This is a genomic window from Bacteroides sp. QWL-09, from assembly GCF_058683585.1.
Window position 1 is genome coordinate 3239291 of record NZ_CM178748.1, and the last position, 22416, is coordinate 3261706.

A 22416-nucleotide genomic window follows, 5' to 3' on the forward strand; every position below is an offset into this window, starting at 1 on the left:
CTTTATAGGCCATGTAGGCTTCATTTGTTGAGCCTTCGTTCGAAGGCTCTTCGGCCCTCGAACGAAAACCCATGAGCCCCCGAACGAGGGCTGAAGAGCCCACGTTCGGGGGCTCAACAAATCGAACTTTACAAATGATTGAATAAGGCGGACAATCGTTTAATTGCAGTTGATAAGCGATTAATGAAGTGGGACGATTTTATTCATTGCACTTGAAAAACGATTAATAAAAGGGTGTAACGGATAAAAGACCGTTTTATAGGGAGGAAATGGACGATTCTTTCTGAGTTTTTATCTATCTTTATCTTCTCTTTCGATGGAGATCTTCTCCGTGATTGGAGAGCTAAGCAACTCGTGTTATAAAACTTTCGATTATGTTTTTGTATCTTTTAAATTTAGATCATGATTTAGCCTTGAGCTGTCATGAAGCCAATTATATGCCTCCTGATGCGGTGAAGGGAATGATGTTCGATTTAGCTTTGCTGCCCATTTGGTTTGCACCTGACGGAAGTGCCGTCTTAGCTTCGCCAACTTACAATCAGAACTATTTGGCCGAGGTAGCTGAACGTTTCCGGTTACAGGTCCGATTGATGGCTCCATCCGAGCTGAAAGAGAAGACTTCATTAGAGGTTGTCCCGTGGGGCTGGAATTTGGCGTTACGTCGCTATCTCCTCGAGTGTGGATTGAAAGAAAACCAATTGCCTTCTCCGGAGGAAGTGGAGGTCAGGAGAGCACTCTCTCATCGGCGATCGGCTGTGGAGTTGTTGCCCACGTTGCAACTCAACGATTGGTTCTGTGGAGAGTCGTTTTTCTTGACGGACGATTCTTCTTGTCGATGGTTTATAGAGTCTCATGAGTGTTGCGTCCTTAAATCGCCATTGTCCGGAAGTGGAAAAGGACTAAATTGGTGTAAAGGGGTGTATACGCCCTCCATTGCCGGCTGGTGCAAACGAGTGATCCGTCAGCAGGATGGAGTTGTGGCGGAACCGATCTATGAGAAACAGCAAGATTTTGCCATGGAGTTTTATTCCGATGGTTGTGGCCGGATCTCTTTTGTGGGGTATTCCATGTTTACGACGAATCGGAGTGGCGCTTATTTGTCGAATGAATTGCTGTCGGATGAGCAAATAGAAAGTTATTTGGGAACTTTCGTCCCTCTCTCGGAAATCAAACGACTAAGAACGATCTTGATCGATCGCCTGACCGACCGCTTGTCGACTCGATATACCGGTTTTCTAGGGGTCGATATGATGATTTGCTCATGGCCTGACGCCCCTAACTTTCGCATTCATCCCTGTGTCGAGATCAACCTAAGGATGAATATGGGGATTGTAGCCCGACGTTTATTTGATCGTCTGGTTGCTTCCGATCGGAGAGGGGAGTTTCGAATCACCTATTCCGAACAGACGGGAGAGGCCTTAACCGACCATCAACAGGATCTTGAAGAAGCTCCTTTAGTTTGTCGAGACGGCAAAATTGAATCCGGCTATTTGGCTTTGACTCCTATTTATTCACAGACGCATTATCGGGCTTGGATAAAGGTTCACTCTTGAGTTGAACGCTTTGTACGGCGGGACTTTCGTTGCCATAACGATCTATGGCTGTCACGGCATAATAACGTTTGGTCTCCCATGGGGTGAGGGGGACGTAAGTATAGGTGGTGGAACGGACACTCTGTGCTAGAATCAGTTCCGGCTGATGGATGTCGACGGGATAGGTATCCGACCCATAAATCACATACATCGGTGCATTGATCGAGTCATTATCAGTTGAGGCTTCCCACCGGAGAGTCACTTGACGGTTGTCGGACGCTTTTACGTTTAGATCCGATGGAGCAGAAGGAGCCGTCTGATCGAGCCATGGCATTGGGGGTTGCAGGGCCGGATAGCGATAGAAGTTGTTCTTCAGCTCGGTGTATAGTCCTTGGATATTATCCATAACATATTTGACGCGATAGTGTCCTTGTCCCTCTAATTGATGTCGGCGTAGGAAGTTCATTTGGCGGTCAATCTCTTGGCGAGTCCAATTTCCTTCTCTGGGATCGAGAAAGTAGATGCCTAATCCCGGAATGATCTGTCGCCCGTTGCTCTGTTCTTTCCAGTCGAGTGCAAATGGGTAAAAGCTGTTGCCTTGAAAATACATCATGGGATAGATCTGATCTTGTATGCCCTCACCCAACCATCCTTGCGGATCTTGATAAACGGTGTGGAAAGCATTCCATCCGCGTGAGGAGTAACGTGACGTGTCGCGATATTTGCCAACCGGACAGGTGCTGACTTTAACCCATGGCTTTAAGGTTTTGACTTTTTTGTAAATATAACGAACAATCTCAGTAATGTTGTCTCTTCTCCATTGATCCTTGCTACGTCCTTGCGAGTAACGTTGGAACTCTACTTTATCCGGGAAGAATGGAGCGTTTTCGGGATAGCGTAAATAGTCGAAATGGACCCCGTCTATGTCGTAATTGGTGACCATCTCATTCACTAGGCTCATCAGATAGACTTTGGTCTCGGGATGTCCGGGGTTTAAGAAATATTCCCGTTTATAAGGGACGCAGATTTCCCGTTTCGTTTTGGTCACCGATTGAGAACCTAATGCGGCGACATGTTTCTTGTTTCCCAATGGAATGGAAACAATCCAAGCATGACATTCCATGCCTCTCTTGTGACATTCTTCAACGGCAAAAGCTAGAGGATCATAACCGGGATCTGCTCCGGTCTTTCCCGTGAGGATGGAATTGAATGGTTCTATCTTCGAACGGTATAATACATCTCCTCGTGTTCGGGCTTGGAATAGGATGGTATTGAAATTGGCCAACTTGAGTTGGTCTAAAATCTCGATGAGTTCTTCTTTCTGCTTTTTGATGGCAGTGGGTGTCGTGGCTTTAGTGTGAGGCCAGTCTAACCCATAAACGGCTGTGACCCATGCGGCACGCACTTCATACTTAGGTTGTGCCTTAGTAACTGGTGTTAAGAATAATAGGAATAAAAAGATAAAAAGTGACTTGGGCATAACCTTTATGTTTTGAATTGTCGACAAAGTTAGTAAAAGAGTCGAATTTCTTGTGTCTGTTAGCCGATATTATATTACATTTGCCACTAATAACAAACGGAGAACGATGATTACATTTACATTATGTCTATTAGCACTTATCGTAGGCTATTTTACTTATGGACGACTCATGGAGCGTATCTTTGCTCCGGATAACCGAATGACTCCGGCCATTGCCCAAAAGGATGGGGTCGATTATCTGCCGTTGCCTGCATGGAAGATTTTTATGATTCAGTTTCTAAATATTGCGGGTCTCGGGCCGATCTTTGGAGCGATCATGGGAGCTAAGTTTGGTACGGCGTCTTATCTTTGGATTGTGTTAGGAAGTATTTTTGCCGGAGCGGTACACGATTATTTTGCCGGGATGCTTTCTATGCGTCATCAGGGGGAGAGCTTGCCGGAAATCATCGGACGTTATTTGGGATTACCGACCAAACAAGTGATGCGTGGGTTTACCGTGATCTTGATGATTCTTGTCGGATCGGTCTTTGTTGCCGGCCCTGCGGGACTTTTGGCTAAACTGACTCCGGATAGTTTGGATGCTACGTTTTGGATCATCGTTGTTTTTGGCTATTATATTTTGGCGACCTTGCTTCCTATAGACAAGATTATAGGCAAAATCTATCCGTTGTTTGCTTTTGCCTTAATGTTTATGGCTTTCGGCATTCTGATTATGCTTTATGTGCACCATCCGGTGTTGCCTGAGTTGTGGGATGGGTTGCAAAATACCAACCCGAATGCCAGCGAACTACCGATATTCCCGATCATGTTTGTGAGTATCGCTTGTGGAGCGATCTCCGGGTTCCATGCAACGCAGAGTCCGCTGATGGCCCGTTGTGTGACTTCCGAACATCATGGACGTCCTATATTTTATGGAGCGATGATCTGTGAAGGGATCGTGGCTTTGATTTGGGCAGCAGCGGCAACCTACTTTTTCCATAAGGAAGGGATGGGCGAAAGCAACGCTTCTGTGATCGTGAATGCTATAACATCTGATTGGTTGGGAAGTATTGGCGGCGTATTGGCTATTTTAGGGGTGATTGCCGCTCCGATTACTTCGGGAGATACAGCTTTTAGATCGGCTCGTCTGATCGTGGCCGACTTCCTACATGTTGATCAAAAGAGCATCAAACGGCGGTTGTATATTTGCGTTCCACTTTTTGTGATTGCAATTAGCTTACTTTTATATAGCTTAGGGGATGCGAATGGTTTTAATAAGATTTGGCGGTATTTCGCTTGGGCGAATCAAACCTTGGCGGTGTTTACTTTATGGGCCATCACGGTCTATTTGGTACGGCTACATAAAGCTTATATCATTACGCTGATTCCGGCTTTATTTATGACGGCGGTCTGTCTGACCTATATTTGTATTGCTCCGGAAGGGTTGGGATGTTCGCATGAATGGTCCTATGGAGTGGGTTTTAGTGGGGTAGTCATTGCTTTACTGTTATTTATTCGTTGGAAAAATAAACTCAAATTGTAAGATGAAAAAGAGAAAGATTAAGAAATCGACTGGGATAACTGTTGCTTTATTATTGTATGTCACAGCATCTGCTATCTATTTATTGCCTCGCAATACAGGGGTGAGTGATACCGAGAAATATCTAACTGTGGGAGGGACTTACCTCATTATCCTATTGCTTTGGCTAGTACTTCGAAAGAAAGAGAAAATTCAGCAAAAAAATAATGATCATTCTAATAAACTTTAAAAACAGGCTTTTATGAAGAAAATCGGATTAGTTATTAGTTTCTTAATAGTATCGTTGGGAACGTATGCACAATTTGAACAAGGAAAATGGTTGGTGACTCCGTCTTTAACTGGCTTTAATTTTTCTTATAGCCAGCATGAAAAGGCTAGATTAGGCCTTTCAGGGGAAGTGGGACATTTTGTCGCTGATAATATCGCCTTAATGGTCAACGTTGGGGTGGACTGGTCTAATGCTGTTGATGAATATTCATTTGGAACGAAAGGACGTTACTACTTCGATTCTACAGGTATTTATCTTGGGGCCGGATTTGATTGCGACCGATTCAGATATAGTGGAGTTGGCTCTCGTACGGACTGGGGAGTAGGAGTAGAGGCTGGATATGCTTTTTTCTTATCGCGTACGGTGACTATTGAACCTGCTGCGTATTATAAGTGGCGTTTTAACAATAGTGATATGTCGAAGTTTGGCTTGAAAATAGGTTTCGGATTCTATTTTTAAGTACGGACAAATACGAAGGGAAGAATAAGGATTCTTTTGAATGGCATCAGCCCCATTACAGTTTATTGTAATGGGGCTGATGGTTATTTAGGGAGCTTTACCTTAGAGGGAGTCTTTCCTTATTCTTTGATTCCTTTAAGCTCGACACACGACGAAGCGATGTCTGCTCCCATTGGTGGGTTGCGCTTGTATAATTTAAGTTCGACTTCTTCGATGGTGGGGAAGGTTTCAAACAACCGGTTCATGATGCGGTAGCTCACATGCTCTAGTAACTTTGAGGGTATTTCCATCTGCTGTTTTAATACCTCATAGATTTCGGCATAGTTAATAGTGTCGCTGACCTGATCGGTTAATGCTGCTTCCGAAAAATCGGTTTTAATCCTAAGGTCGATGACGTAGTCATTGCCAACTTTAGTCTCTTGTTCTCCGACGCCATGGTAGGCATAAAAATGGACCTGATTGAGGACGATATAACGGTCTGTAATTTTCATAATGTAAAGCTTTAGGATGCAAAGATAACCGAAGATTGATAAATTCTCTCGGAATGTCGAGAAAGAATAAAAAAAGGTCGCTCTGTTCTCTTGGAATGAAGCGACCCTTTCTCTGCTAAAACGTTTCGTCTATTTTATCGGATTTCTCTCGGTTTGTTCGATTAATGAGATGATTTTCTGATTTAATGCCGTTGCACCGATCAACTCTTCTATGCTTAGATGCATGCGGTATCTCCAATAGTGTTTAGGATTGGCCGGCACGTTAATGCGTTCGGCTTCGGCCTCCGGATGTCTTGAGGCTTCATCGATCGATAACCAATCTTGCATCGACAAGATGCATAGCATCGATTGACTATAGAGATGGTTGCGGACGATTTGTTCACAAATCTCACCGGTGGCTTCTGTCGGAGCGGCTCCCTGGCGACCTAGTACGTCGTTGAAGTATCGTTGGGTCTGGTGGGTATCTTCTTTCCACCATCCGCGAAGGGTCGACATATCGTGTGTGGAAATCGTACAAACCGAACGATAAGGATATTCGTTTAAATGGCCAAACTCATGTGATGGGTTTTTAGGCATGCGCTGAATTTCCAGACTGAGGATGCGCAGTTCGTTCATGACCCAAGCGACGCAATCGGGAATCATTCCTAAATCTTCTCCGCAGACTAACATTCGTGTCGATTGGGTTAACTGTGGCAATTTCTTCATGGCTTGCTGTTGCCAGAAGTCGTTGTGTCGATGGTAGTAATAATGATTGTATAATCGGTTGAAAGCGTCTTTTTCCGAATCGCTTAATGAATGATAGATAAAATCGTGTTGTACAGCAATTCGCGGATGGTATTGGGTCGGATCTTTCACATCCGGCACAAAGAGAACATCGCTGATTAAAGCATATAGCCCGTCGCGTATCCAGAGGCTATCCGGATCGGTCTTGCCATCGAAAAAGGCTTCCACTTTTTGCTGAGTATTGAATTCAGGACGCATTCGATAGCGTTCGTAAACAGTGGTTTCTTCAAGGAAGGTTTGCTTGACATACGACTTGTGAGAACCAAAGAGTTGTTCCAAGAAGTATTCGTGGATGTAAGGTTCTAAAAATTCCTCACGGAAGTTTAAGCCATAGTTTGCTATTTCTTCTTTGCTCATTGGCATAGCCGGTACAAATTGTCCCAGCAAGCCGTGTACAGCATTAGTCGGGATTTCCCAAATGCGGAAGAATCCTAAAATATGGTCTATTCGGTAAGCGTCAAAGTAGGCCGCCATCTTTTGAAAGCGTTTCATCCACCAGCGATAACCATCCGATTCCATAACATCCCAGTTATAGGTTGGGAATCCCCAGTTTTGTCCATTAGCCGAGAAATCATCAGGAGGAGCACCTGCTTGTCCGTTAAGATTAAAATAGTGAGGTTCCGTCCATGCTTCTACACTGTTACGACTAATGCCGATAGGAATATCTCCTTTTAGAACGACGCCGTGATGACGAGCGTAGGAAGTGGCTTCAAGAAGTTGAAGGTGTAGATGGTACTGTATGAAATAATAGATGGCAATTTTTTCGTATTCAGGCGCCTTAGGTTCGCAGAGTTTGCTGATCTTTTTAGTATCGTAGGTGCTGTGTTTTGGCCATTCTCTGAAGTTAGGCGTATGATAAATGTCTCTAAGATAGCTGAATACGGCATAAGGTTTTAACCACTCTTCGTTTTCTTTGAAGAACTGCAAGAAGGCTTTTGATTGAATGGTCTTCTTTCCATCTTGTTCGAATAATAAGTGGAAATAGTCCCATTTAAGCTGGTTGACCGCTTCGTAATCGATAGCGTCTAGTTGGTTGAGCTCTTTTTGTTTGGTTTCGAAGAATAGGGCTTTTTCTTTATCCTTTAGTTGTCCCATTTGACGTAAATTGGCATACATGGGGTGCATGGCATAGATCGATATGCTATTGTAAGGATAAGAATCGGTCCAAGTATGGGTAATGGTGGTGTCGTTGATCGGTAAGATCTGAACCACCTTTTGCTTAGTCAGAACGACCCAGTCAATCAGCTTTTTCAAATCACCAAAATCGCCTACGCCAAAACTTGCTTGCGTCTTTAATGAGAAAATTGGAATGGCAACTCCCGCAGCTTTCCAAGGAGACTGGTTGAAGTCGACATAACGGTCGGAGATCACGAAGGTCTCGTTTTTCTTGATCTGAGGGTTGGCTACGTATCGGTTGGGATTGTTCTCCCAAGAATCGAACGTTTTCTCTTTTCTATTGTAAAGAACAAACTTGTATTCTAATGGATAGCTGATTTTTTCGGCATCAATCAGACCCTGCCATTCAGGGAAATTGATATCGCTCATCAATAGTGCTTTTTCCGGATCCCAATTTCCCAACTGTTTCTGATTACCGCAAATTCCTATACAGAAGTCTTGATGAATGCGTGGGGCATAAGCTTTAATTAGTAAGGCTTTTTGAGGCGATTTCCCTAGTTTCGTTCTTTGGGAGTGAATGAGTAGGGATTCTGTAAAGGCCGAACTATAGAAATATTGTTGCTCCGGCATGTTCTTCCAGCAATCGTTCACTTTGAATATGCGTTCCGAATCGTTCGATGGATACAAACATCTGACTGCATCTTTCCATTCGTGACGAATCATTTTTCCATTGTTCCAAATTTGGTAGTTGTAGCTGATTGGGTCGGTTATGTTTTTATCGGCCACTTTAATGGCGACGTTCCAATTGATACCGTCTGTGGTATGTAAAGGTATGGCTTTAGCCATGTCATTCAGTCCTAATTCGGGTATTGATCCTGTAACTCTGACCTCTTCTCCCCAATTAGTGCGGTACTCTATGTTAAATGATATAATCATATATATTAGATTTTTTATTATCGATAATAAAGTAATGCAAGTATAAAGATTCTTTCAATACATCATGTTCCAACGTTTATAGAAGTCTATCAAAAAACGGTGCAAACGTTTGTGGGTGGGGCCTAAATAGAAAGAAGGAGCTTTGTGGGCTCCTTCTTTTGTATTGCAATATTATGATATTGAGTATTTTATCCGCATCTGGAAGCACCACATGTTGTGCAAATTAGGCAGCCTTCTTGGTAAACGAGAGTTTCGTTGCCGCAACTTGGGCAACGCTTACCTTTGGCTTCTGTCCCATCTTGTACATATTTTTTAAGAGCACGCTCCACTCCATTTTTCCAAGTATTAATGTTCTCACTGTTGAGTTGTAGTGAGCTGACAAGTTTTAGGACTTGTTCTATAGGCATACGGTAACGAAGCACTCCTGAGATCAGTTTGGCATAGTTCCAATATTCTTTATTAAATTTCTCGGATAGTCCTTCAATGGTAGTTTTGTATCCGCGTTTGTTCTCAAATTGGAAGTCGTAACGTTTGTTGCCTTCCTCATCAATGTTTTTAATGATGCGGCCTGTGGTGACTGTTTTAGGTAATAAAATACCTTCTTCATCGTCTTGTAATCCAGTGAAGATCTCATAAGGGTGCCCATCAAGTAAGCCGATGAAGGCAACCCATTTTTCTTTATTATTCTGGAAGCGTACAACGTCTGCTTCTAAGACTTTTGGACGGGTCTCAACCACTGTAGGTGGCTTGCAAGGAGGTAATTCGTCTTTTTTCTCTTTTTCTGCTTTTGCTGCAATTAAAACTCCTGATCTAGAGCCGTCGCGATAAACGGTACAGCCTTTACATCCGGAATTCCATGCCTCTACGTACAAGCGGTTGACTAGATCTTCATCGACATCGTTTGGTAAATTGATGGTTACACTAATGGAGTGATCGACCCATCTCTGGATGCGTCCTTGCATTTTAACTTTCATTAGCCAATCGACATCGTTGGAAGTCGCTTTGTAATAAGGTGACTTTTGAACCATTTCGTCAATTTCTTCTTGAGAATAACGTTTAGCAGGATCGTATCCATTAGCTTCCATCCAAGTGACGAACTTGTGGTGAAAAACGATGTATTCTTCAAAAGCATCACCTGTCTCATCAACGAAATCAATGCGGACATTAGAATCATTGGGGTTGACTTTTCTTCTTCGTTTATAGACTGGTAAGAAGACGGGCTCTATCCCGGAGGTGGTCTGTGTCATCAAACTAGTCGTTCCGGTAGGAGCAATTGTTAGACAAGCTATATTTCGGCGGCCGTATTGCTTCATCTCACGATATAATTCCGGATCGACTTGAGCTAGACGTTGGATAAATGGATTCTTTTCTTCGCGTTTAGTGTCGTAGATTTCGAATGCACCACGTTCTTTTGCCATCTTTACAGATGAACGATAGGCATATAATGCAACAGTACGGTGTACTTCTTCCGAAAAATCAGTGGCTTCTTCTGTGCCATAGCGAAGTCCCAAAGCTGCAAGCATATCTCCTTCAGCGGTAATACCTACTCCGGTACGACGACCTTGTCCGCTCTTTTGGTATATTTTCTCCCAAAGGCCCAGCTCTGTGCGTTTTACTTCGCCGTTTTCGGGGTCTTGTTTGATTTTCTCTATAATACGTTCAATCTTTTCGAGTTCCAGATCTATAATGTCGTCCATGATACGTTGTGCTAACATAACGTGCTTCTTGAATAGCTCAAAGTCGAAATAAGCATCCGGTTTAAATGGATTGACAACGTATGAATAAAGGTTGATCGCTAATAGGCGACAAGAATCGTATGGACATAAAGGGATCTCACCGCAAGGATTAGTTGATACGGTTTTGTAGCCTAGGTCGGCATAGCAATCCGGCACAGATTCACGAACAATGGTATCCCAGAATAGAACACCGGGTTCAGCTGATTTCCAGGCATTGTGTACAATCTTTTTCCAAAGAGCAGAGGCGTCTATCTCTTTAACGGTTGTTGGCTTGTTTGAATCGATCGGGTATTGTTGGGTGTATGGCTTTCCTGTAACGGCCGCTTGCATAAAGGCGTCGTCTAGTTTTACCGATACATTAGCTCCGGTTACTTTCCCTTCTGTCATTTTTGCATCGATGAAGGCTTCGGAATCCGGGTGTTTAATGGATACGCTCAACATTAACGCTCCACGTCGACCATCTTGGGCCACTTCGCGTGTTGAGTTGGAATAGCGTTCCATGAATGGAACTAATCCTGTTGAAGTTAATGCAGAGTTTTTTACGGGAGAACCTTTGGGACGGATATGAGATAAGTCATGTCCCACACCTCCACGTCTTTTCATCAGTTGAACTTGTTCTTCATCAATCTTGATAATGGCTCCATAAGAATCGGCTGCACCTTCTACACCAATAACAAAGCAGTTTGATAGAGAGGCAACTTGATAATCGTTCCCAATTCCGGTCATCGGACTTCCTTGAGGAACAATATATTTAAAATGATCAAAAAGTTCGAATAGCTCTTGAGCACTTAAGGCGTTAGGGTGTTTAGATTCTATACGAGCAACTTCATTGGCGATTCTCCAATGCATGTCGTTCGGTGATTTTTCATAGATATTTCCAAATGAGTCTTTGACGGCGTATTTGTTTACCCAAACTCTTGCTGCTAGTTCGTCTCCTTGAAAATATCGTAAAGATTCTTCAAAGGCTTCTTCGTAAGAATATTTTTTTGTTTCCACGATGTGTGCGTTTATATTAAAGTTAATAATAAGTTGTTTGTAGAAGTTTACTTATGCATTAACAAACGCGATTGCAAATCTATAAATGTTTTTTTTTATATCAAAATAAATATTTAATAAATTATTAACCGATTGAAAGTTTTCTGTTTATAACTCATAAGTAATTGATAAACAAATAAATCCTATTTTTGTTTAAGCTTAAAGTTCCCAAAAAAGAAAATTTATTCATGACTGCGATGTGTCAAAAAGATAAATCTTTGCTATCTTTGTTTAAAAAAGAACTATGATTGAGACATTAAAGAAACGTAAGACAATTAGGATATATCTAAAGAAAGATATTGACTCTAATTTGTTAAATGATCTGCTTGAATCTTCTTGTCGCGCTTCGACGATGGGAGGGATGCAGCTTTATAGTGTAATAGAAACAAGGACTGAGGAGGGTAAAGCAAAATTAGCTCCGGCTCACTTTAATCAACCTATGGTAAAAAATGCACCGGTTGTATTGACTTTTTGTGCCGACTTTCGGCGTTTCTCAAAATGGTGCGAACAAAGGAAAGCGAACCCCGGTTATGACAATTTGATGTCTTTTTTGAATGCATCAATGGATACTTTACTCGTTGCACAAACTTTTTGTTCTTTGGCTGAAGAGGCCGGTTTGGGTATTTGTTATTTAGGAACTACGACTTATAATCCCCAAATGATCATTGATGCTCTTTGTCTTCCAGAGCTGGTTTTCCCCGTGACGACAATTACAGTTGGTTATCCGGCTGAGGATCCTAAACAGGTTGATCGTTTGCCTCTAGAGGCAATTGTTCATAAAGAAGAGTTTTGTGATTATACTCCTGCGGATATTGATCATTGGTATGCTTACAAAGAGTCGCTTGCTGAGAATCTTGCGTTTATCGAAGATAATAAGAAAGAAACTTTGGCCCAAGTCTTTACCGATGTCCGTTATAAGAAGAGTGATAATGAATTGATGTCAGAGAATTTATTGAAAATCTTGCGACAACAGAAATTTTTGTAGAAGTCGAAAATAAAAAAGGATAAGCGATTGCTTATCCTTTTTGTGAATCTATGTGAAGTATACAGTTCCTGTTAAGATTAGTTTTTTGCTTTTAAGTCAGCTTCTATTTGTTTGAGTTCGGCATTGAAAGCTTTGTCCACTTCTAACTGTCCTTTAACTGTTTTACAAGCGTGTAATACTGTTGCATGATCTTTGTTCCCAATAAACTTACCAATTTTTGAAGTTGAAAAATCAGTTTTGTTTTTTGCTAAATACATTGCAACTTGTCTGGCTTGTACAACTTCTCTTTTTCTCGATTTAGTATGAATAGCATTCAGCTCCAATCCGAAATGTTTGCATACTGTTTTAATAATATCGTCGATCGTTATATTTTTGACTTCATTACGTACTGCTCCTCGGATGACGTGTTGAGCTAGGTCTAAATCAATCTCTTTATTGAAGATGGTTGATCGAGCCATGATGGCAATCACAACGCCTTCTAGGTCACGTACACTGTCGTTAACATTTTCTGCAATATAATCAATAACCTCTGTTGGGAATTGAAGTCCGTCACGGTGGATTTTATTGCGTAAGATATTTTTTCTTAATTCAACGGAAGGTCTCTCTAATTCGGCCACCATCCCCCATTTAAAGCGGGTTAAAAGGCGCTCTTCTACTCCTTGTAGCAATACCGGAGCACGGTCGGATGTTAAGATTAACTGTTTTCCGTTTTGATGTAAATGGTTAAAAATATGAAAGAATGTGTTCTGGGTTTTAGTTACACCTGCAAATTCCTGTATATCATCAATAATAAGGACATCAATCGATTGGTAAAACTTTATAAAATCGTTTGTCGTATTGTTTCGCACTGAGTCGGTGTACTGCACCTGAAATAGATGTGCAGAGACATACAATACGCGTTTCTCAGAATAAAGCTCTTTGATCTTTGTTCCGATAGCATTTGCTAAGTGTGTCTTGCCGACTCCTGAAGCTCCATAAAGAAAAAGTGGATTAAATGCCGTTCCGGCAGGGTTCTTAGCCACAGTTTCTGCAACGCTTCTAGAGAGTTTATTACTGTATCCTTCGATGAAGTTCTCGAAATTGTAGTTTGGGTTTAGATGTGGATCTAAATCTTGTGCCACAGGAGCTTTCAAAAAAGTCGGAGCCTTATTCCCGTCAGTTATTTTTTGAGGTGTGATTGCTGTAGAACGATTGCTAGCCTCTAGATTGACCGTTTGATTAGGAACCGATGTTTTGTCTACCATAACATTGTACATCAGTTTGGTGCCTTCGCCAATGACTTTATATAAAGTCTTACGTAGAAGATCAATATACTTGTCCTCTAAGTATTCATAAAAGAATTGACTAGGTATTTGTACAATTAATGTTTTGTCCTCATACTTCAAGGGAACTATAGGGGCAAACCAAGTGTTATATGTCGACTCAGGAACGATGTCTTTTATGATATGGAGACAACGATTCCAAAGCTCAACATGATTCGTTTCAATCATAATGGCTTTGATACATTTATTAATTAAGCAAACTTCTACTCATGCAAAAATCGCAATCTTATTTGAAAAAAACAAATCGCTTTTTTTATGTTTTTTTAGACGTACTTAATAATTCCTTTATTATCAAGTATTTACATGCTTTGTTTGTGCGATTAAGCTGTTTGGTGGTTTTTGTGTTTTTAAGTAGTTGATTTACAATGTTTTATTTATTGTTTGGTTACAATTATAACCTCTTCGTTTTTTTTTTAATAAGTCGGGTAAGAGTTTATTAATAATGGTTTACGAGATCTTAATTCTTTTACCCTTATTTTCTTTGTTATTTAGATGAATTCTATATAGTCAATCTTTTCTATTTGTCTTTTTTCCCGAATAGAGAGAAGTGTACATATCGTTTAGGATTCGACTTTAAATCCTCCAACAGTGCTGAAGCATGAGTTGCTGTTGTGTTTAAGTTGTTATAGAGATCTGGCGAATTTAACAATAATCCCACAGTGTTATCTTTGCGTTGTAACTTATCTGTGATAATCTTTACATTGTTGATCGTAGAGTCAATTTTATTAAAAGTCGCACTATAATTGATCTTATTAAGATCGTTGCTGATCTCAACAAAATTATCTCCAATCTTATTTAACTTACTAGTAAGCTGCGGAATGTCTTTGCTCATTAAATTTTTAAGCTGGTGGCTTGTAACAGCAAGATTAGCAGTTGTTGTTTCTATAGATTGCAAAGACGATGGGATACTTTGGCTTTTTAAAATGGTATTTAATGAGGTTAATATCGAATCCATTTTGGGAAGCATTTCTTTAATCTGAGGCATGAGTTCGCTAGCGCTTTCCATCATTCCATTGTTGAAAACTCCGGGTATAGTATCTCCTACATTGTATTTTTCTCTCGGATTGTTAGCCAAAAGAATATTCATCCGGACTCCTCCCATTAATTCGGATGTTAGTTCGGCGCTACTACCCTTGGGAATTCTAAGTTCAGTATCTAGTTCGACTTCAACGGTAATGTTTCCAGGCGAAGTGTAATCATAGCCAATGTTGCGTACAATTCCAACTCTAACTCCGTCAGCAAAGACCGGACTTGATTTGGTTAAACCATTAACATTTTGAAAGTGGGCATAGAAATAATTCGATGGTTGGAACATGTGTATTCCCTTAAGATAATTTATGCCATAAATTAAAACGCTAATTGCTACAATACTTGCAATGCCTATTTTAACTTCTTTAGTTAGATATTTCTTCATTTTTAGGTTTAATTTCGATTATTGTTCTTGAATGCACGGATTGCATCATTTATATTTATTTTTTTTTTATTTTGAAAAGCGATAATAAACGCATCTTTAAATAGAGTACTTATTTTTCGTTTTGAACGCAAGGTTGTATTGTAATCTGTGGATGTAGAATAGGTGTACTTATATAAACCATTCTCTAAATAAAAGTCAACATCCTTTAGTCCTTTGAAACGTTTGTCGTTTTTGGCTAGTTTCCTGGAAGAGGTCAATATCTGTATGGTAAATGTTGTCTCCTCATTCTTTTTACTTTCAATAAAGCTTTTTTTTGTGCTCTTTGGTTGATTCTCGAGTGCTTCTTTAGGAGTAGAGTCCTGACTTTGACTATTGTCGAGTGTATCGTCTAACTCAAATTCCGGTGCAGCCGATTGACTTTCTATTACGTTTATTTCGCTAGGCAGAGCTGTTCGGCTTTTGCCCGTTAAGCGGATCTCTTGTTCTCGTTTATACGTGATGAATGCATTGAAAATCCCTCGTGCCATTCTATGCGTTCCTTCTTCTGTGTTTAAAAAGCGTTCTTCTTCAGGAGTGGATATAAAGCCGAGTTCAACTAAGATACTTGGCATGGCGCTCGCTTTTAGAACTAAAAAACCAGCTTGATGGACGCCACGGTCTACTCGTTGACAGTTTCGACCGAATTGTTTTTGTATCAACGAAGCTAGATGAACGCTTTGTTCCATATATCGATCTTGCATAAACTCAAAAATGATATATGATTCGGCTGAGTTCGGATTAAATCCGGCATACCGTGTCTTATAATCACTCTCATAGAGGATTACGGAGTTTTCCCGTTTGGCAACTTCCAGATTGGCTTCCGACTTGGCTAATCCTAACGTCCAAGTCGAAGCTCCGGTTGCTGTCTTGTTCCGAGCTAAGGCATTGGTGTGTATGGATATAAATAAATCAGCTTTAGCATCGTTGGCGATCTCTGCTCTTCGATCTAATGGAATAAAGATATCTCTATCCCGTGTATAAACAACCTTTACATCGTCACAATTGTTTTGGATTAGAGCCCCTAACTTTAGTGCGACATTCAAGTTGATATTCTTTTCTTTAGATCTTTTGCCTACTGCTCCAGGGTCGTGTCCGCCATGTCCGGCATCAATAACGACTATAAAATCTTTTCCCCATGCGGTTAGTTGAAAGTATGGAGAAAATAGTAGGTACAAACAGAGTGCACTTAATGATATGTATCTTTTAATAATCTTCATAATGAATTTATCTGCAAATGTAGCAGAATTTTGTTGAAAACTGATGTTTTAGTTTAAGTTTTGAGCTTTATCATTCAAATGAATTCTTATTTTTCTTCTAAAGAAGAATGAGAGTCGCCCCTCATTAAGCTTCGGTTAATAAAAAAGAAAATATAAGTGTTTATTAATAGAATTCTGTGTTATTTTGCAGGATGTAATAAATATAATCGAATCATGCTGACTTTTTTTAAAAATTGGACATTGCCAATTGCTATGTTAATAGGAGGGATAGGGTATCCTTTCTTAATAAAACTATCCTTTTTAACTCCGATACTTATTTTTGCAATGTTGCTTTTGACCTTTTGTAAAGTGTCACCAACCGATTTGAAACCTAAGAAACTACATCTATGGTTAATTCTTTTCCAAATTTTCGGGGCATTGCTGATCTATGTCTTACTCGGCTTTTACAATAAACTCGTAGCTGAGAGTGCATTGGTGTGCATTATTTGTCCGACAGCAACCGCTGCGGCTGTTGTTACAGCTAAATTGGGGGGAAATGCGGCAAGCCTGACGACCTATACTTTAATTTCTAACATTGGAGCAGCCATTGCCGTTCCTATCATTTTCCCATTGGTTGAGAGTCACCCGGATATTAATTTCTGGACTTCTTTCTTGATTATTTTAAAGAAAGTTTTTTTATTGTTGATTTGTCCCTTTCTGTTGGCTTGGCTTTTAGAAAGGAAAGCGCCAACTCTTCATTACTTCTTTCTCAAACGGCACGAACTCGCTTTTTATCTTTGGGCAGTTTCGCTCTCTATCGTTACGGCTCAAACCGTTTATTCATTGGTTAATCATTCGGCAGGCGGAGTGGTCGAACTTATGATTGCTTTAGTGGCTTTGATCGTTTGTTGTTTGCAATTTTTCTTAGGGAAAACGATTGGAGGAGTCTACGGCGATCGGATTAGTGGCGGTCAGGCTTTAGGGCAGAAAAATACAATACTTGCTATTTGGATGGCTTATACGTATTTGAATCCGTTGACGGCTGTTGGCCCGGGTTCGTATGTCTTGTGGCAAAACATTATTAATAGTTGGCAGTTGTGGAAAAAAAGGAAGAATGATTTTTGTCATATCTCTAAATAAGTGTTGATCCATTTTGATAAGATTGGAATAAAAAACTATCTTTGTTTTTAAGATTGAGATCACATCAAAAATAATCAATGAATGAGAAAACCTAATTATAGAAAAAAGATCGTTTGGGGAACTGTCTTTTTATTAATCTTGGTCGGAGCGATATTTTGTAAGATACGTTGGAGGGTTTGGTTTGGGAACCAACCTGAGATAAAATTTGTACTAACCGATCAACCACAAAGGGTTTCGCTGACTTTTGGTAATACCGGAGAACTATCACGTCGAGTGAGTTGGGCTTGTGGCGGAACATCCGGACAGGCTAGGTTAGAATATGTGGAAGATGGTGCGACAGATACGATTCGTTTAAATGGTTCGTCAAAATATCTTCGTTCTCTTGGTGGCTATACTAATGTTAATTGGGCTAAGTTTGGAGAACTAGCTTGTGGACGTTCTTATCATTACCGTGTTTGTAATGATTCTCGTGTTTCCGATTGGTATTCGTTTTCTATGCCATCAGATACCGCTAAGAAATTTTCGTTTGTCTTTATTGGGGATATCCAAGATACCCTTCATGGTACGACTCGTCCTTTTATGGAAAATATTCGACACCGCTATCCGCAAGCAGCCTTTTATCTGTTTGTTGGCGATTTTGCTGAACGTCCAATGAACTGCTATTGGGAAGAAGCTTATCATAGTATCGATTCAATTGCAACAAACACACCTATAGTTGCTTCTCCGGGAAATCACGAATATATCAAAGGATTGACGCGGATTGTGGAAAAACGTTTTGCTTACTTCTTTTCTTATCTTTTGGAATCCAGATACAAAGGGAATAATGTTTATGCAATGGATTATAAAAATGCAACTGTTATCACCTTAGATAGTAACCGTGACCCTTGGTTCTTACGCTCTCAACGAGCATGGTTAAAGAAAACACTCCAGTCATCCACAAAGAAATGGAAAATTGTAATGTTGCATCATCCTGTGTATTCTATTAAGGGGCGGATGAATAATCTTATCATACGGTGGATGTTCGACGATTTATTTAGAGAATATGGAGTCGATCTTGTCCTTCAAGGGCATGAACATAATTATGGGCGAATGACTGCAAAAACTGATGATGGTCAACCGACTACTCCGGTTTATTTGGTTAGTCATGCTTCGCCGAAGACCTATCGATTATCTTTTAATCCGTTGTATGATCGTTTTGGTACTAATCATCGCTTTTATCAAATTATTGATGTTGCTCAAGATTCGTTGATCGTAAAGACGTTTTTAGAAAACGATTCGCTTTATGATCACCTGTCCATTTTAAAAAAAGATGCGAATTGTCGCATTATGGATTATGCCAAAGCAATTCCTGAACAGTTGGATATGCCTTGGTTATCGGGCAAAAAGGCTAGAAAGTATCAAGAAAAAGTGCAGGAATGGAGAAACCGTAAACAATAATAACTGATTAATAGCAATGGTGGATAGCGTTATGAATCCGTCGGAGATTATCGACAGATACTACACAGAAGAGAATCAACTCAAAAATATCTTAGTAACCCATAGTCGATCGGTTGCCCAAAAGGCTTTGCGTATTGCTAATACACATCTCGAACTAAATCTTGACCAAGAGTTTTTGTATGAAGCGAGTATGATTCATGATATTGGGATCTTTATGACCCATGCTCCGGGAATACATTGTTTGGGGAGTCATCCTTACATCTGTCATGGATACCTTGGCGCTGAATTGATGCGAAAAGAAGGTTACCCTCATCATGCTCTAGTCTGTGAACGTCATACTGGAGCGGGACTTTCACTTACGACTATTCTTGAACGTGAAATGCCTATTCCGCATCGTGAAATGTTGCCCGTTAGTCTTGAAGAGCAAGTGATTTGCTTTGCAGATAAATTTTTCTCAAAGACCCACTTAGAAGAAGAAAAAACAGTGGCGCAAGCCCGTAAGTCTATTTCTAAGTTTGGTGAAGAAGGGATTGTGCGGTTTGACCATTGGTGCGAGCTTTTTTTATAGGGCTAAAAAATAATTAAAAAAAGAGATTATCTCGTGATATTAGTGAAGATTGTGTACTTTTGTCGCTTCAAGCGTAAATAATTAGTTAATGGCGCCATTCAGAAGAAATACATTATTACCATTTATATTACTGTCTGTTTTTATCGTATTACCTTATAGTGCGGTTTCCCAAGGCGGAAGAAGAGCAATGTCGGTTAACCGTGCGGTAGGAAACTCCTTGTCGCGAACAGACTCCTTAAAAACGGATACGTTAGCTATTGACTCTTTAACTCCCCGCAAGAAAAAGCAACCCTTGGAAGCACCTGTGGTCTATGAGTCGAACGATTCAACGGTTTTTGTCCAAGGAGGAAATGCTACTCTTTATGGTAGTGGTAAGGTGAACTATCAGAAAATCGAGTTAGGTGCCGAAGTGATCACAATGAACCTTGATAGTAGCACGGTTCATGCTTATGGAGTGAAAGATAGTATTGGTAATCAAACGGGAAAGCCTGTCTTTAAAGATGGCGATACCTCTTATGATACTGAGGAAATCAGATATAACTTTAAAAGTCGTAAAGCAGCTATTAGCAATATTGTGACTCAGCAAGGCGAAGGATATGTCACCGGACAAAAAGCCAAAAAAGGGACACACGACGAGATCTTTATGGATGGTGGACGATATACAACGTGTGATCATCATGATCATCCTCACTTCTATTTACAGTTGACAAGGGCTAAAGTCCGTCCGAAAAAGAATGTGGTGACCGGACCGGCTTATCTGGTTGTTGAGGATGTGGCTCTTCCTATTGCGGTTCCGTTCTTCTTTTTCCCATTTTCGAGTAGCTATGCATCTGGCTTTATCATGCCGACCTATATGGACGACTATACACGTGGTTTTGGGTTGACGGATGGAGGATACTATTTTGCTTTAAGTGACAGAATGGACTTAAAACTAACCGGGCAAATCTTTACCAAGGGATCATGGGCTTTGTCAGGCGTGACCAACTATAATAAACGTTATCGCTACTCAGGGATGTTTCAAGCTGATTATCAAGTTACAAAACTTGGTGAAAAAGGTGCGGCTGACTATTCTGTGTCGAAGGACTTTAAAATTGTCTGGAATCATCGCCAAGATGCTAAAGCAAGTCCTAATAGTACGTTCTCGGCTAGTGTGAACTTTGCAACGAGCAGTTATGAACGCTCCAATGTTGGTAACTTGTATAATTCTCAAGCTCTTACTCAGAATACGAAAACATCTAGTATCAGTTATTCGCGTAGTTTCCCGGATTTGGGATTAACCCTTTCGGGAACAACGAATATTGCTCAGACGATGCGAGACTCATCCGTTGCGATAACTTTGCCTGATTTGAATATTGCATTGAGTCGCGTGTTTCCTTTCAAACGAAAAAAAGCGGCTGGTGCCGAACGTTGGTATGAGAAAATCTCATTGAGTTACTCCGGTCGTTTGACGAATAGTCTGAAGACGAAAGACGACCGCTTGTTTAAAGCAGGTATTAGTGCTTGGGACAATGCGATGAATCACAATATTCCGATTAGTGCTACATTTACTTTATTTAAATATCTTCAAGTCTCTCCATCGGTTAACTATACCGAACGGTGGTATACTCGTAAGATCGATCAGACTTATAATAAAACAAGTGGTCGGTTAGAGACTCTTCCCGGTGATACAATCAATGGTTTTTATCGTGTGTCGAACTACTCTACGAGTTTGAGCATGAGTACCAAACTTTATGGTATGTATAAGCCTCTTTTTATGAAGAAAAAGGAGATACAGATTCGTCATGTCATTACTCCTCAGGTTAGTTTGAGTAATTCACCGGGATATGGCAAATATTGGGAGGAGTATACCGATAATAATGGGAATCTTCAGTATTACTCCCCATATGCTGGCCAGCAGTTTGGGGTTCCTTCTCGTGAAGGATCGGGAAGCGTCAGCTTTTCACTGTCGAACAATTTAGAGATGAAGTATAAAGACAAGAATGATTCGATAAAGAAAGTGAGCTTGATTGACGAACTGGGAGCAAGTATGTCGTATAATATGGCCGCCAAGGTTCGCCCGTGGAGCGATTTAAATATGACGTTACGTTTGAAGTTGAGCAAAAGTTATACTTTTAATATGAACGCTTCATTTGCGACCTATGCTTATGCTTTCGATAAAAAAGGAAATGTGGTTGTAGGAGATCGCACAGAATGGTCGTACGGGCGTTTTGGTCGTTTCCAAGGTTATGGCTCTTCTTTCAGTTATACGTTTAATAATGATACTTGGAAAAAGTGGTTTGGGGCGAAAGACGATCAAGAGAATAAGAAAAAAGGAGGCGACGATGGAGAGGATCAAGAAGGAAATGGTGATGACTCTCAAACGGCGACCAAGAAGAAAGTTGAAAAGGCTAAAGTGGATGCCGATGGTTACCAACAGTTTAATATGCCTTGGTCGTTGAGCGTAAACTATTCATTTAATATTCGTGAGGACAGAAGTAAACCGATTAATCGATATTCGATGCGCTATCCGTTCACTTATACTCATAATATTAATGCCAACGGTAACCTAAAGATCTCCAATAATTGGTCTTTCTCTTTTAATACGGGGTATGATTTCCAAATGAAAGAGATCACTCAGACGGCTTGTACTATTTCTCGCGATCTACACTGTTTTGAGATGTCGGCTAGTTTATCACCCTTTGGGCGTTGGAAATATTACAATTTTACCATTCGGGCTAAAGCTAGCATTCTGCAAGACTTGAAATGGGACCAACGAAGCCAGACTCAAAGCAATATTCAGTGGTATTAATGTTGTGGCTAATCAGTTCGGAATAAACGATAAAGATTCTGGGTAAACCAAATGTCCATTTATAAGAAAAGGAATGTACCCCAAAAGTTGAATTCAACTTTTAGGGTACATTCCTTTTTGCTATTTGATTATTTTACAGTAGAGACTTATGATCGGTGCAATATCGAGGCTT

At 40.5% G+C, this 22416-nt stretch carries 16 protein-coding genes; 9 read left to right on the forward strand and 7 right to left on the reverse strand.

The window, feature by feature from the left end; translation table 11 throughout:
• Nucleotides 1–374 precede the first annotated feature (374 nt).
• On the forward strand, nucleotides 375–1553 hold the full coding sequence (locus AC4PG5_RS13055; protein WP_492029294.1) for a hypothetical protein: 1179 nt from the start codon (nucleotides 375–377) through the stop codon (nucleotides 1551–1553).
• Here the strand turns inward: AC4PG5_RS13055 and AC4PG5_RS13060 are convergent.
• The gene (locus tag AC4PG5_RS13060; RefSeq protein WP_492029295.1) at nucleotides 1504–3012 is read right to left on the reverse strand and encodes a glycoside hydrolase family 10-like protein; all 1509 of its coding nucleotides are present in this window, start codon (nucleotides 3010–3012) and stop codon (nucleotides 1504–1506) included. The genes AC4PG5_RS13055 and AC4PG5_RS13060 overlap by 50 nt on opposite strands.
• A 106-nt stretch (nucleotides 3013–3118) precedes the next feature.
• On the opposite strand from AC4PG5_RS13060, the gene AC4PG5_RS13065 reads away from it, so the two are divergent.
• The 3 genes from AC4PG5_RS13065 to AC4PG5_RS13075 are packed head-to-tail and all read left to right on the forward strand — an operon-like array spanning nucleotide 3119 to nucleotide 5258.
• Nucleotides 3119–4534, forward strand: coding sequence for a carbon starvation CstA family protein (locus AC4PG5_RS13065; protein ID WP_492029296.1), 1416 nt, complete (start codon nucleotides 3119–3121; stop codon nucleotides 4532–4534).
• A 1-nt stretch (nucleotide 4535) separates the two neighbouring features.
• On the forward strand, nucleotides 4536–4760 hold the full coding sequence (locus tag AC4PG5_RS13070) for an LPXTG cell wall anchor domain-containing protein (RefSeq protein WP_492029297.1): 225 nt from the start codon (nucleotides 4536–4538) through the stop codon (nucleotides 4758–4760).
• A 12-nt stretch (nucleotides 4761–4772) separates the two neighbouring features.
• Nucleotides 4773–5258, forward strand: coding sequence for a putative outer membrane beta-barrel protein (locus AC4PG5_RS13075; protein WP_492029298.1), 486 nt, complete (start codon nucleotides 4773–4775; stop codon nucleotides 5256–5258).
• Between the two features lie 119 nt (nucleotides 5259–5377).
• On the opposite strand, the gene folB is transcribed toward AC4PG5_RS13075, so the two are convergent.
• The 3 genes from folB to AC4PG5_RS13090 form a co-directional block, all read right to left on the reverse strand.
• Complete coding sequence (gene folB, locus AC4PG5_RS13080) at nucleotides 5378–5749, reverse strand: dihydroneopterin aldolase (protein ID WP_492029299.1); 372 nt, start codon at nucleotides 5747–5749, stop codon at nucleotides 5378–5380.
• A gap of 129 nt (nucleotides 5750–5878) precedes the next feature.
• On the reverse strand, nucleotides 5879–8584 hold the full coding sequence (locus tag AC4PG5_RS13085; protein WP_492029300.1) for a 4-alpha-glucanotransferase: 2706 nt from the start codon (nucleotides 8582–8584) through the stop codon (nucleotides 5879–5881).
• Nucleotides 8585–8772: 188 nt separating this feature from the next.
• Nucleotides 8773–11316, reverse strand: a complete 2544-nt coding sequence (locus tag AC4PG5_RS13090; protein ID WP_492029301.1) for an adenosylcobalamin-dependent ribonucleoside-diphosphate reductase — start codon at nucleotides 11314–11316, stop codon at nucleotides 8773–8775.
• A 283-nt stretch (nucleotides 11317–11599) separates the two neighbouring features.
• Here AC4PG5_RS13090 and AC4PG5_RS13095 point away from each other — a divergent pair, with 283 nt between their 5' ends.
• Nucleotides 11600–12340, forward strand: a complete 741-nt coding sequence (locus tag AC4PG5_RS13095) for an NADPH-dependent oxidoreductase (protein WP_492029302.1) — start codon at nucleotides 11600–11602, stop codon at nucleotides 12338–12340.
• A 77-nt stretch (nucleotides 12341–12417) separates the two neighbouring features.
• Here AC4PG5_RS13095 and dnaA read toward each other — a convergent pair whose 3' ends face one another.
• From dnaA to AC4PG5_RS13110, 3 genes are all read right to left on the reverse strand, one after another.
• Nucleotides 12418–13830: a chromosomal replication initiator protein DnaA gene (dnaA, locus tag AC4PG5_RS13100; protein ID WP_492029303.1), complete on the reverse strand. Its 1413-nt coding sequence runs from the start codon at nucleotides 13828–13830 to the stop codon at nucleotides 12418–12420.
• Nucleotides 13831–14179: 349 nt separating this feature from the next.
• The gene (locus AC4PG5_RS13105) at nucleotides 14180–15076 is read right to left on the reverse strand and encodes an MlaD family protein (protein ID WP_492029304.1); all 897 of its coding nucleotides are present in this window, start codon (nucleotides 15074–15076) and stop codon (nucleotides 14180–14182) included.
• An 8-nt stretch (nucleotides 15077–15084) separates the two neighbouring features.
• Nucleotides 15085–16332 (reverse strand): N-acetylmuramoyl-L-alanine amidase family protein, encoded by a 1248-nt coding sequence (locus AC4PG5_RS13110; RefSeq protein WP_492029305.1) that lies wholly within the window; start codon nucleotides 16330–16332, stop codon nucleotides 15085–15087.
• Nucleotides 16333–16545: 213 nt separating this feature from the next.
• On the opposite strand from AC4PG5_RS13110, the gene AC4PG5_RS13115 reads away from it, so the two are divergent.
• The 4 genes from AC4PG5_RS13115 to AC4PG5_RS13130 all read left to right on the forward strand — a co-directional run bounded on the left by AC4PG5_RS13115 (nucleotide 16546) and on the right by AC4PG5_RS13130 (nucleotide 22244).
• Nucleotides 16546–17451: a transporter gene (locus AC4PG5_RS13115; protein WP_492029306.1), complete on the forward strand. Its 906-nt coding sequence runs from the start codon at nucleotides 16546–16548 to the stop codon at nucleotides 17449–17451.
• Nucleotides 17452–17532: 81 nt separating this feature from the next.
• Nucleotides 17533–18888 (forward strand): purple acid phosphatase family protein, encoded by a 1356-nt coding sequence (locus AC4PG5_RS13120; RefSeq protein WP_492029307.1) that lies wholly within the window; start codon nucleotides 17533–17535, stop codon nucleotides 18886–18888.
• 31 nt (nucleotides 18889–18919) lie between these two features.
• Entirely contained in the window at nucleotides 18920–19456 is a 537-nt protein-coding gene (locus AC4PG5_RS13125; protein ID WP_492030767.1) for an HD domain-containing protein, read from the forward strand.
• An 88-nt stretch (nucleotides 19457–19544) separates the two neighbouring features.
• A complete protein-coding gene (locus tag AC4PG5_RS13130) occupies nucleotides 19545–22244 on the forward strand; it encodes a putative LPS assembly protein LptD (protein WP_492029308.1) in 2700 nt (899 codons plus the stop codon).
• The last annotated feature ends 172 nt before the right edge of the window (nucleotides 22245–22416 follow it).

Bases quoted from the DNA above. Each gene is read 5' to 3' on its own strand.
- AC4PG5_RS13055 (WP_492029294.1), top strand. From the start codon at position 375: ATGTTTTTGTATCTTTTAAATTTAGATCATGATTTAGCCTTGAGCTGT.
- AC4PG5_RS13060 (WP_492029295.1), bottom strand. From the start codon at position 3,012: ATGCCCAAGTCACTTTTTATCTTTTTATTCCTATTATTCTTAACACCA.
- AC4PG5_RS13065 (WP_492029296.1), top strand. From the start codon at position 3,119: ATGATTACATTTACATTATGTCTATTAGCACTTATCGTAGGCTATTTT.
- AC4PG5_RS13070 (WP_492029297.1), top strand. From the start codon at position 4,536: ATGAAAAAGAGAAAGATTAAGAAATCGACTGGGATAACTGTTGCTTTA.
- AC4PG5_RS13075 (WP_492029298.1), top strand. From the start codon at position 4,773: ATGAAGAAAATCGGATTAGTTATTAGTTTCTTAATAGTATCGTTGGGA.
- folB (WP_492029299.1), bottom strand. From the start codon at position 5,749: ATGAAAATTACAGACCGTTATATCGTCCTCAATCAGGTCCATTTTTAT.
- AC4PG5_RS13085 (WP_492029300.1), bottom strand. From the start codon at position 8,584: ATGATTATATCATTTAACATAGAGTACCGCACTAATTGGGGAGAAGAG.
- AC4PG5_RS13095 (WP_492029302.1), top strand. From the start codon at position 11,600: ATGATTGAGACATTAAAGAAACGTAAGACAATTAGGATATATCTAAAG.
- dnaA (WP_492029303.1), bottom strand. From the start codon at position 13,830: ATGATTGAAACGAATCATGTTGAGCTTTGGAATCGTTGTCTCCATATC.
- AC4PG5_RS13105 (WP_492029304.1), bottom strand. From the start codon at position 15,076: ATGAAGAAATATCTAACTAAAGAAGTTAAAATAGGCATTGCAAGTATT.
- AC4PG5_RS13110 (WP_492029305.1), bottom strand. From the start codon at position 16,332: ATGAAGATTATTAAAAGATACATATCATTAAGTGCACTCTGTTTGTAC.
- AC4PG5_RS13115 (WP_492029306.1), top strand. From the start codon at position 16,546: ATGCTGACTTTTTTTAAAAATTGGACATTGCCAATTGCTATGTTAATA.
- AC4PG5_RS13120 (WP_492029307.1), top strand. From the start codon at position 17,533: ATGAGAAAACCTAATTATAGAAAAAAGATCGTTTGGGGAACTGTCTTT.
- AC4PG5_RS13125 (WP_492030767.1), top strand. From the start codon at position 18,920: ATGAATCCGTCGGAGATTATCGACAGATACTACACAGAAGAGAATCAA.
- AC4PG5_RS13130 (WP_492029308.1), top strand. From the start codon at position 19,545: ATGGCGCCATTCAGAAGAAATACATTATTACCATTTATATTACTGTCT.